Raw genomic sequence first — 10,490 nt, 5'->3', positions numbered from 1 at the left:
GCACGTTCAAAATCATCGGCAATCTGACGCATCCGCTCTGTTAAGCCACCAGGTTGATAGTCTGGGAGATATTCGCCCAGAGTAATCTGTTTGTAGTCAAGGTGGTGGATATGTCCTGGCCCCACTTTATTGGAACAGAGAAAACATAATCCCCCCATCACCCGTTTTGAGCCAACAATTGCGGCAACTTGCTGTTCTATCCCTAAGCCATTTTGCAGCACTAAAACAACACCGTTGTCTTTGACTACAGGGGGCAGCATGTCAGGTAGTAGATGATTTTGTGTGGTCTTGAGTGCCACAATCACCACATCACAAGCTGGCATCTTGGCGGCATCATTATAAGCATTGACATAGGGGAGAGTGAAGTCCCCATCTGGCGACTGAATCACTAAACCCTGCTCTCTAACGTGTTGGTAATCGCGATGCAGCAGGAAGTGTACCTCTAGACCTACTCGTTGCAAGCAAGCACCGTAGTACCCAACTAACGCACCCGTCCCCAGGATGGCATAACGGCGAGCCTTTATTGGAGCCATAGAATTCACTTGATCAGTATCGCTTCCAGTGGTAAAAGAGTTGGGGGGTGAAGGACAACCCTATCGAGTGAGTGTTCCGAAGCCATTTCCACGGTTGGCGCGAGCTGACTCACTGGAGCGGGAATCATCTCACCCCGAAAATCTAAGAGCTGAACCAAGATGAGATAGGCGATCGCTAGTAGTAAAGAAATCGCCCCTGTAACAATGGCTACAATTTTTGAGCGCTCCATAAGTTTCCTGTAAATTCAAGTTTTATGGTATGCCTTTATCAATCAATGTGCCATAGTGCCGTGCATCTACAACATGACTTTGGACTTCTCCGGTCAAAATCTCCGAGGTCGATCTTTCAAAGGGAGGAAAGACCTTGTCGGTGCCAATTTTAGCTACGCTGATATTCGAGGAGCCGATTTTACCAACGCCCTTCTCGTGGAAGCCAACTTTAGTCAGACCCAAGCGGGACGGGAACCGGGTTGGGCCATTATTTTATTAGGCATTTCTTTATTGCTATCGGCTCTATCAGGATTAGCTTCTGCCTTCGTAGGCGTTATCACAGGAACCGCGCTAACGCGTCAAGACCCGATTCACGTTCTGGCGGGTGTCGTTGTCTTAATCACCTTAGCAGTTTTCATCACGGTCAGTATCCGCCAAGGTTTAGTAATTGCAATCGGAGTGCTGGTAGCGGTGGGGGTTACGGCGGCGGCAGCGTTGGGGGCAGCGGGAGCAGGATCTGTGGTTATCTCAGCCTTGACAGCCGCAGCAGTAGCCATTGCGATCGCGATGGTTGCATCAGCCGCAGGAGCAGGCGCTGGAGCGGGTTCAGCTGTAGTAGTAGCGGGAGCCGCAGCGGCGGCATCGGGTATGAGTGTCGCCATAGACTCTTCTGGAACAACGGCAGAGGTGGGGAGTGTATCAGCCGCTGTGGCTGTGGCTGTAGCAATGGCAGCAGCGGGGTTGTCTGCTTCTGTGAGCTGGAAAGCCTTAGCTGGAGAAAAAAAATATATGTTTCTTCGCAGGCTCACTAATTCCTTTGCCGCCATTGGTGGCAGCAATTTTCGAGGAGCTGATTTAACAGATGCTGATTTCACCCAGGCAACACTCGAAAGCACAAATTTTAGAAGGGCGAATCTAACTCGCACCTGTTGGTTCCAGGCAAAAAAGCTATCCTTCGCTTGTGTGGGAAGAACTTATCTGGAAAATGAACAAGTTCGGCAGTTGGTTGTGATTGGAGAAGGAGAGAAGCAAAATTTTGACAATTTATCTCTGCGAGGGATAAATTTGCGGGGAGCCAACTTAGTCGAGGCTAGCTTTGTGGGTGCCGACCTCAGTGATGCTAATTTACAGTCAGCCAATTTATCGAGAGCAAAACTTATGCAGGCGCACTTAGACGGAGCCGATCTGACGGGGGCTCATCTTGCAGGAGCCTGGATTGAGGATTGGGGCATTACGAGTGAGACGAAGTTTGATAAAGTTCAGTATGAGTATGTATTCAAGCGATTAGGAAAAAAAAGACGACCTAGACCAGAACCTCCGCAGTGATTCTTAATCTGTCTTAAGATTGTTGTCATGCTCTGATTATCCTAAGAATATTCAATAGGTCAATCCAAGCAACTAACTGTGAGTTTGGGTTGCACAACTGGTATTCTTCATAACAAAGCTCGCACTAGGCTCAGTCAGAGCTGGGAGGGGAATGCATCACCAAGAGGTTCTATGCAAAAGTCACGTCTGATTTTCTCGCGCTACAGTCCTTCAAGACTTGAGCGACGGAGGAAACAACTTGTACTGGCTTCTGGTGCTGGACTATGTGCACTGCTGATGGGAGCAACCCTTGTAGGAACGAAGTATAGCAGCCATATACACCAATGGAGTATGGGGCTGCCGTTCCAGGAACAAAGCCCCGTATTACAGGGAAAACAGGTCAATACGCCAGTCCTTCAACTCGTTTCGCTACCCTCCAAAAAGCGTGCGGCGCAATTGGAAGCGATCGCATTTGGCCCACAATCCCTGGATCGTGTTCGTGCCCGTTATCTATTGGCAGCGGATTTAATAGAACAAAAACAAGGGAAACAAGCCCTTCGATGGTTGGAAGGATTAGAGTGGGACTATCCTGTCTTGGCAGCACAGATTGCTGTAAAACGAGCGCAAGCTTACGAACTCATACCAGACCAAGCCAAAGCTCGGTTAGCGTGGGAGGATGTTCTCAAACGATACTCCGATGAGCCGGTGGCAGCCGAAGCCTTGTATGCCTTATGGTCTGCTAATCCCCAATATTGGGAAAAAGCGAAGCAGGAGTATCATAGCAATCCCCTTCTAGAAATTGCACGGCACTGGTATGCCTTCTCCCCCGACGATCCGCAATACTGGGAGCGAGCGCTTAAGAAATTTCCGTCTCATCCCCGCATCCTGGCAATCGCCAGACAGCAGCTCCAGCAAAATCCCAATCAGCCCCAACTGATGGTATTACTGGCAAGGTATACGTTTGACTCACCCGATATTAGCTCAGTCTTAGATCGGCTGGTGAGTCAATACGGTCACTCCCAAAGCAAGAAAGCCCGTACCCTCATTCAACCCAAAGATTGGGAAGCGATCGCACTCGGCTACTGGAATGAGCGCAAATACAGTCAAGCCAGTGCTGCGTATGCCAAAGCTGAACACACACCGCGCAACGCCTACCTCTCGGCTCTTGCACTCCAGTACGCCCACAAATCCCAATCGGCTAAACGCGCCTATAAAGAACTCGTGCGTGACTTCCCTAATGCCGAAGAAACAGCTAGCGCCCTAATCCAACTGGCAACTCTCGAACCGAGTGAAGACATAATACCGGCTCTTGACCAAGTTATTCAGCAATTCCCTGAACGTGCAGGTGAAGCCTTGTTAGCAAGAGCTGAAATTCTCGATGGCATCGGTATTGCCCAAGCCGCTAACCAAGCTCGTGAATTGTTGCTCACCCAGCATGGTAATTCGGATGCGGCGGCAGACTATCGATGGCGGATGGCTAAAACTAAGGCCAAGGCTGGAGATTTAGGAGCGGCGTTGCAATGGGCTGGGCCAATTATGGTATCTAACCCCAACAGTGAGCCAGCTCGTCAGGCGGGCTTTTGGGTCGGGAAATGGGCTAGCAAGCTAGGGCTTAGGCAGCAGGCGAAAGTCGCGTTTGAGCAGGTAATCGCCAAATACCCCCAATCGTACTACGCTTGGCGATCGGCTGTGCAGCTAGGCTGGAATGTTGGAGACTTCACCACTGTGCGCCAATTAGACCCCCAAGTGGTGTTGCCTACCATGCGGCCCGAACTGCCTGTCGGTTCTCCCGCATTGAAAGAATTGTACCAGCTGGGTCAAGACCAGGATGCCTGGACACTCTGGCAAGCAGAATTTCAAAACCGCTTGCAGCCAACTGTAGCCGAACAGTTCACGGATGGCATCATGCGCGTGGGTGTGGGTGACTACTTAGAAGGCATTGCCAAAATTTCCAAGCTGGAGGATCGAGATACTCCGGAAGAGCAAGCTGAATACCAACAAATCAAGCAACAAGTTGCTTACTGGCACACCTTGTATCCGTTTCCGTTTGTGGAGGTTATTGAAGAGCAGGCACAACAGCGTGATTTGAATCCCCTCCTGGTGACCGCTCTAATTCGCCAAGAGTCTCGATTTAAATCAGACATTCGTTCTAAGGCTGGTGCTGTTGGCTTAATGCAGATGATGCCTAGTACAGGAGCCTGGGCTGCTAAAGAGATAAATTTGAAAAAATATGCTCTCGAAAATCCCAATGACAACATTAAGCTAGGTACCTGGTTCCTCGACCAGACTCATAGGGTATTTAAAAATAATTCCTTACTTGCTGTTGCCAGTTACAACGCCGGTCAGGGAAACTTGTCGAGATGGCTACAAAATCAACGGCCGATAGACCCCGATGAATTTGTGGAAACCATCCCCTTTGATGAGACTCAAGACTACGTCAAGCAGGTTTTTGGCAACTACTGGAATTATTTGCGGCTGTACGACCCTCAGGTGGCTCAGCAGGTTGCTCAGCACACGGCTAACCCGTCAATTGCAATGCGTCGTTAAAAGTCAAGATGAGAGGGGAATGCCACAGCCTTTAGGTGCAATCTGTGTGTAAGAAAATGTTGATTATCTTCTCTATGTCCCCGCGTCTGGGCATCTGTCTCAACTACTATGTTTGAAAGTAACTGTGTATAAGGCGATGCTGCAAGATCTGATCACTCAACAGCAGTTCGCATTAAAGCTTTGCTCTGCACTGGGCTGCGGGCTGATAGCCGGAGTCTTCTTCGCCTTCTCGTCCTTCGTGATGAGCGCCCTTGCCCGACTCCAGCCGACGCAAGGTATTGCCGCTATGCAATCCATTAATATCACGGCGATCAATCCGTTGTTTATGACGGTGTTGTTCGGAACAGCTGCGGCTTGTATCGTTTTGGCTGTCTCCTCAGTGTTAAAGTGGCATCAACCCGGTGCCGCTTACTTGCTCCTGGGCAGCGTACTCTATCTCGTCGGCACCATTCTGGTGACTATCGTGTTCAATGTGCCGCTGAACGAGGCGCTGGCAAAGGTCGAGGCGGACAGCACTAACGGCGCAAACCTATGGGCCAGCTATCTTGGCAACTGGACGTTCTGGAACCACATTCGGGCGGCAGCGGCGCTGGGGGCAGCGGCATCGCTCACCATCGCGCTCTGTTATCCAGTGGCGAAACCCTAGAATTGGTGGAGAATGTGCCCAGTCGTTTATGGTACGGCTTCCTCCAAGAGAATCTTCTGAGTTGACACGAAAATCGGCAAAATAGGGAATGATGAGACTGAGGAAACATGCGCTATCGCTAATACCAGGATGGATTCTACTGCCGATGTGCCAGCCACACTAACTGTTGTTGACCGGATACCAGTTGTTCAGACTTCTGAACTGAGGAAAGTCTATCGTACAGGTTTCTGGTTAAATCAAAAAATAGAATCTCTGAAAAACTTCACCCTTACCGTTTATCAGGGAGAAACCTTTAGCTTGCTTGGCCCCAATGGTGCAGGGAAAACGACGCTCTTGAAAACTCTGTTGGGAATTGTACGTCCAACATCAGGACGAGCATGGTTACTCGGAAGTCCCATCGGCAATACACAAGTCAAGCAACGAGTCGGATATTTGCCAGAAAACGCCTACTTCTACGACTATCTCACCGGGTGGGAGTTTTTGCAGTTTACAGCTGAGCTATTTGAAATTCCACCCGACATTCGACAACAGCGAATTCCTGTACTACTCGATTTAGTGGGATTGTCTAAGTTAGATGCCCGGAAAAAGCAGATGCGGCAGTATTCTAAAGGAATGCTCCAGCGTATTGGAATGGCGCAAGCTCTGATTAATGACCCAGAACTGGTGTTTCTGGACGAACCGATGTCTGGACTTGACCCAATGGGACGTTATCAGATGCGGGAGATTATTCTCTCGCTCAAAGCCCAAGGGAAGACGATTTTCTTCAATAGCCATGTACTGTCGGATGTCGAAAAAATTTGCGATCGCGTCGCTATCCTGGCTAATGGAGAATTAATCTGTAGCGGTTCTCTCGATGACCTACTCGGTACCACTGAAACTTACCACGTCAGAGGCAAAGACGGTAATTTAGACATCGTCAAACGCTGGGTTAAGGGACTCGCCTTTGAAGCGGATTCCTGGTACGGTCAATTGCACGGCGACCCTCAAGAATTCCTCGCTACCCTGCGCCTAATGGATGCCAAACTGATTTCTATGAACCTTGAGCGCAACACTTTAGAAGAGTTTTTCATGCAGCAGTTACAGGAACGGGGCATCATTGCCAGCACTTGATTGGCATTGGGGAGAGGAGTTGAAAGTTAGCAAGTTGAACTTACTAACCTGCAACCTTCAACCTTCAACCCTCAACCTTCAAAACTTCAACCTTCAACCTTCAACTCTTTTCCCCAAGTCCAACCTTTGAAAGATGCCTGTTCAGCGTGAACTGCTGTAACTCTTAAAACAGAACACTCTTTTACACCGTAAAAAACTTATGGCTGACATCGTCGAGACTGCCGCCAACGCTGGTACGTTCAACACGCTAGTCAAGGCGGTTGAGGCTGCCGATTTGGTAGAACTCCTGAAGGGGGAAGGTCCCTTCACAGTCTTTGCACCCGTTGATGCGGCATTTAATCAAATGCCAGAGGGAGCTTTAGAACAGTTGCTACAAGATATCCCGAAGCTCAAGAAAATTCTCGCTTATCACGTTGTCCCTGGGGATGTGAGAAGCGATAACCTAGTTGAAATCGATGAAGCACCAACGATTGAGGGTTCAGTCCTTGTGATTGATAGCTCCAACGGCTATAAGGTCAATCAGGCAAGCGTATTGCAACCTGATATTCTCACCGACAACGGTGTGATTCACGCTATCGATTCAGTTGTGATGCCAGCAATTATGGAGTTTTGACCTTCCAAAGTTCTATATCCATGATTGCCAATTGCATTTCCTCCTGATAATCATGCCGAGATCATTATCAGGAGGTAGTCATACCAATCAGAAATGAGGTTGGGTAAAATACAGCCCTGCTTCAAGCTCCTTTTAGAGACAGTTATTCTACCCAGCTTCATTTGTGTTGGGTATCACTGGCTGTTACCTCTGCTGTTTGCCTCACTTTAAGGATCTGTTCATCACATTCCAAAATTGTCAATGTTTGCAATGAAGCGGATTGATTGGGAAACTGAACTTTTACCTTGTTGGTTTCCTGAACACTCCATCTTCCAGGAGTTGCTAAGCTTCTATCCGTGGAACCAATCTGGTAGCGAATGAATTCTCCATTCTCGCGGAATTCTAGCCCTTCCCGACCTCGTGCGGGTGGAAATGGATAGTCGCTCGGTCGATAAACGAGGGTGTCTCCCACATCTTCTTCGCGGGAATGCGTCCACCGCCTAAAAATTTGGCTTGGTAAAGTCATGGGAATTACCTGAACGATAGTGGGTGGAGTAATGCTGGCGTTGTGTTCAATTTGCCAAGGAGCGGACACAGCGTGGGCTAAAGGGAGTATGATGCTCCAAATACACAAGCTAACCCGAAAAGACAGCGATCGCAGCAGTTGTTTGCCCATCCTATTATGGGTGATTTGCCCGACACCATATGAGCTCCATCGGAATCATCAAACTAAGCCAGACTGGTGAACATCCGGCTTAGCTAACACAATTTCTGGAAGCTCTACTCTGATATACCTACGCTACTGCTTATTTTCGCGGTGGCTGGGTTATTATCTAGCTTCTGCCAACCGGGACAACTATCTCCCGAACATGGAGTTCCTGTGTACTTCCAAATGGCACCACCACTGTGGAGCTGGTAGAGATTATTGCCGCTTGCCGTAATGGCAACGGTAGCTGGGTTATTATCTAGCTTCTGCCAACCCGGACAGCTATCTCCTGAACATGGAGTGCCTGTGTACTTCCAAATCGCACCACCACTGTGGAGCTGGTAGAGATTATCGCCGCTTGCCGCAATGGCAACGGTGGCTGGATTGTTGTCTAGCTTCTGCCAACCCGGACAGCTATCTCCCGAACATGGAGTACCTGTGTACTTCCAAATCGCACCACCACTGTGGAGCTGGTAGAGATTATTGCCGCTTGCCGCAATGGCAACGGTGGCTGAGTTGTTATCTAGCTTCTGCCAACCGGGACAGCTATCTCCCGAACATGGAGTTCCTGTGTACTTCCAAATGGCACCACCACTGTGGAGCTGGTAGAAATTATCGTCGCTGCGCGTTGTACCAATACTAGCTCTCTCGTTATCTAGCACGGCTTGCATTCTTACAACCTGCCCTGCGGTGAACATGAACATGGCAGCGTCATCGGTGTAGTCCATGTAGTTCATGAACAAATCACCATTAGGGCCATTACTACAAGTCACACGGGGGAAGCTAGGCTTGCCGAAGTTCGGACCTGCTTGGTTGGGCGTGTCATTGACAAAGTCACTGCCGTTACAGCCGTTGCCATCATCTCCCCAAATATGACGTAAGTTCAGCCAGTGACCAATTTCGTGGGTTGTGGTTCTACCTAAGTTAAAAGGGGCGGCTGCCGTGCCGATGGTGCCAAAGCCAGTATGGGTAATCACCACGCCATCGGTGGCAGCCGGACCACCTGGGAACTGAGCGTAGCCCAGCAACCCCCCACTCATCTGGCAGACCCAGATGTTTAAGTAGCGATCGCTCGGCCACGGATTTGCACCCCCTGTTGCCGCCGATTTGACGCGATCATCATCTGCAAATCCTGTTGCGGTGGTGGCGGTTCGGGTAATGCCGTTGGTGGGATTGCCATTAGGATCAGTGGTTGCCAGGACAAACTCAATCCGGGCATCTGCTGCCAAGGGTTGAAAAGCAGCCGGAATTGAGGCAATATCTGAATTTTGCTTGCGAAAATCGCGATTTAATACATCAATCTGACTGCGAATTTGCTCTTCTGAAACGTTTTGCTCAGGGGTATTATAGACAACATGAACGACCACAGGGATAACTGTGATGCCGCTTCTGGCAGCATCAAATCCACGTCGTGCATATTCCAGTGTGCGGTTTTCAATTTCTCGTCGGTTTCTCGCGTAGGTTAGATCGGTGGTTAAAAGCCGATAATGGACACTCATCGTGCCACAACTGCGTTGTTGGGGTAAGCCGACAGTCATTTACCTGACTCCTTTACTAGGAAAATGCTCACGGTTTGTAATCTGACCGCGAAGCAGCTATGCACGATTATCAGTAATTTCACCAGAGCGGGGCGGTACCCTAGTGGGTACTTTTTCTCAGCATTAAATCTATGTCACTTGAACTGAACAGTACGCAAAGCATTCATTCATCCCCCGCCTAAAAGGCGGGGCTGTGATTCGTTGGTCTGAAACCCAATCCCTATAAAGGCTTTGAGGGGATGACCGCCTGGTTCAAACAGAACCTTGACAACTTGATAACCATGAGGGTGAAAAACCAGTATCCTAGAACGTTTAAGTCCCTCCCCATAGATGCTAGTGGTGACAGCATATCCCCCACAGGAGAGACTAGCAACCTCAACTGACCAATGCAGCGGGGTAATAGGACGGTATCTGGAAGCCTAAATCTGGAAACCCGTCTTGCAAGAATCCATGAGTAAAGCAATCGCTTGAAGATGCGTCTGAACCATCGTCATTTAGAACTAGCCAAATCAGGCTGACAGGCTAGACCAAAAGGTAAAGGCTTATGGGGCTGGCAATTCCCCGAATGACCAGTAAGCATCCCCACAAAACCCGGTGGACAGCATCACTCTAAAGATTCAAACAATGGTTATCAGGAACGAAGTAACCCTTCCATAAGCTCTCCTGGAGGTCGAATACCAGGAGCAGGTGCTAACCGGATGCTATAGGAGGGTGGGATTGTCTCAGAAGCCAATGCCCCTGGTAATGCGGGGGATATGCAGACAGAGACACGGTGATTTGGAATGTAGAGTTGTTAGTCCGAGTATATATGTCTAAAACGCAGAACAATCTGACGGTGGAATGGAAGGACGCACCCTGGCGAAAGTTAGAACGTGTGGTTTTCAAGCTCCAAACGCGAATCTACAAAGCCTCACAGCGTGGTGATGTCAAGGCAGTCCGGAAACTACAGAAAACCTTGATGCGCTCTTGGTCAGCAAAGTGTCTCTCGGTTCGTCGGGTAACACAAGACAACAATGGCAAGAAGACAGCAGGAGTGGATGGCATCAAGTCGCTATCCCCAGCAGCACGTCTCGCCCTAGTTGCCAACTTAAAACTAAAATCAAGGGTCAAACCAACACGACGGGTATGGATTCCCAAGCCTGGAAGTGAAGAAAAACGCCCCTTGGGTATCCCGATGGTGTATTCACATTGCACCTCTGTTCAATAAGCTTTAGGGATGTTTCGGTGATGCCTGACATATTGCTCGATTAGTTAGGAAATGGCAAGCCCTCATATTCCACAGCCCTGAACTCTCTGCGAAAGT

The 10,490-nt window shown here is 49.2% G+C and carries 9 protein-coding genes and 1 pseudogene; 6 read left to right on the top strand and 4 right to left on the bottom strand.

The genetic code is table 11. The features are described 5' to 3' along the window. Both V6C93_RS19965 and V6C93_RS19960 read right to left on the bottom strand, forming a co-directional pair. Positions 1–533: 2-dehydropantoate 2-reductase N-terminal domain-containing protein (locus V6C93_RS19965; RefSeq protein ID WP_333478423.1), on the bottom strand; the 533-nt coding region annotated here is incomplete at its 3' end. A 5-nt stretch (positions 534–538) separates the two neighbouring features. Continuing rightward, a complete protein-coding gene (locus V6C93_RS19960) occupies positions 539–763 on the bottom strand; it encodes a hypothetical protein (RefSeq protein WP_333478422.1) in 225 nt (74 codons plus the stop codon). A 73-nt stretch (positions 764–836) separates the two neighbouring features. Here V6C93_RS19960 and V6C93_RS19955 point away from each other — a divergent pair, with 73 nt between their 5' ends. From V6C93_RS19955 to V6C93_RS19935, 5 genes are all read left to right on the top strand, one after another. Further along, positions 837–2,069, top strand: coding sequence for a pentapeptide repeat-containing protein (locus V6C93_RS19955; protein WP_333478421.1), 1,233 nt, complete (start codon positions 837–839; stop codon positions 2,067–2,069). 171 nt (positions 2,070–2,240) lie between these two features. Then, positions 2,241–4,595, top strand: coding sequence for a transglycosylase SLT domain-containing protein (locus tag V6C93_RS19950; RefSeq protein WP_333478420.1), 2,355 nt, complete (start codon positions 2,241–2,243; stop codon positions 4,593–4,595). A gap of 136 nt (positions 4,596–4,731) precedes the next feature. Further along, positions 4,732–5,241 (top strand): DUF1772 domain-containing protein, encoded by a 510-nt coding sequence (locus V6C93_RS19945; protein WP_333478419.1) that lies wholly within the window; start codon positions 4,732–4,734, stop codon positions 5,239–5,241. 129 nt (positions 5,242–5,370) lie between these two features. Further along, on the top strand, positions 5,371–6,351 hold the full coding sequence (locus V6C93_RS19940; RefSeq protein WP_333478418.1) for an ABC transporter ATP-binding protein: 981 nt from the start codon (positions 5,371–5,373) through the stop codon (positions 6,349–6,351). Between the two features lie 199 nt (positions 6,352–6,550). Beyond that, complete coding sequence (locus tag V6C93_RS19935; RefSeq protein ID WP_333478417.1) at positions 6,551–6,964, top strand: fasciclin domain-containing protein; 414 nt, start codon at positions 6,551–6,553, stop codon at positions 6,962–6,964. Positions 6,965–7,121: 157 nt separating this feature from the next. Here V6C93_RS19935 and V6C93_RS19930 read toward each other — a convergent pair whose 3' ends face one another. After that, positions 7,122–7,619 (bottom strand): hypothetical protein, encoded by a 498-nt coding sequence (locus tag V6C93_RS19930; RefSeq protein WP_333478416.1) that lies wholly within the window; start codon positions 7,617–7,619, stop codon positions 7,122–7,124. Between the two features lie 104 nt (positions 7,620–7,723). After that, on the bottom strand, positions 7,724–9,187 hold the full coding sequence (locus V6C93_RS19925) for a zinc metalloprotease (protein WP_333478415.1): 1,464 nt from the start codon (positions 9,185–9,187) through the stop codon (positions 7,724–7,726). Positions 9,188–9,995: 808 nt separating this feature from the next. Here V6C93_RS19925 and V6C93_RS19920 point away from each other — a divergent pair. Next, positions 9,996–10,367, top strand: a pseudogene (locus V6C93_RS19920) (reverse transcriptase N-terminal domain-containing protein); the annotation flags it as partial. Positions 10,368–10,490: the final 123 nt, after the last annotated feature.

The organism is Allocoleopsis sp. (genome assembly GCF_036703385.1).
Lineage (GTDB): Bacteria > Cyanobacteriota > Cyanobacteriia > Cyanobacteriales > Coleofasciculaceae > Allocoleopsis.
This window is presented reverse-complemented; position numbering and strand designations above follow the sequence as displayed.

Coding starts and splice junctions, on each gene's coding strand:
- V6C93_RS19925 (WP_333478415.1), bottom strand. CDS start 9,187: ATGACTGTCGGCTTACCCCAACAACGCAGTTGTGGCACGATGAGTGTC.
- V6C93_RS19940 (WP_333478418.1), top strand. CDS start 5,371: ATGGATTCTACTGCCGATGTGCCAGCCACACTAACTGTTGTTGACCGG.
- V6C93_RS19935 (WP_333478417.1), top strand. CDS start 6,551: ATGGCTGACATCGTCGAGACTGCCGCCAACGCTGGTACGTTCAACACG.
- V6C93_RS19950 (WP_333478420.1), top strand. CDS start 2,241: ATGCAAAAGTCACGTCTGATTTTCTCGCGCTACAGTCCTTCAAGACTT.
- V6C93_RS19930 (WP_333478416.1), bottom strand. CDS start 7,619: ATGGGCAAACAACTGCTGCGATCGCTGTCTTTTCGGGTTAGCTTGTGT.
- V6C93_RS19960 (WP_333478422.1), bottom strand. CDS start 763: ATGGAGCGCTCAAAAATTGTAGCCATTGTTACAGGGGCGATTTCTTTA.
- V6C93_RS19955 (WP_333478421.1), top strand. CDS start 837: ATGACTTTGGACTTCTCCGGTCAAAATCTCCGAGGTCGATCTTTCAAA.
- V6C93_RS19945 (WP_333478419.1), top strand. CDS start 4,732: ATGCTGCAAGATCTGATCACTCAACAGCAGTTCGCATTAAAGCTTTGC.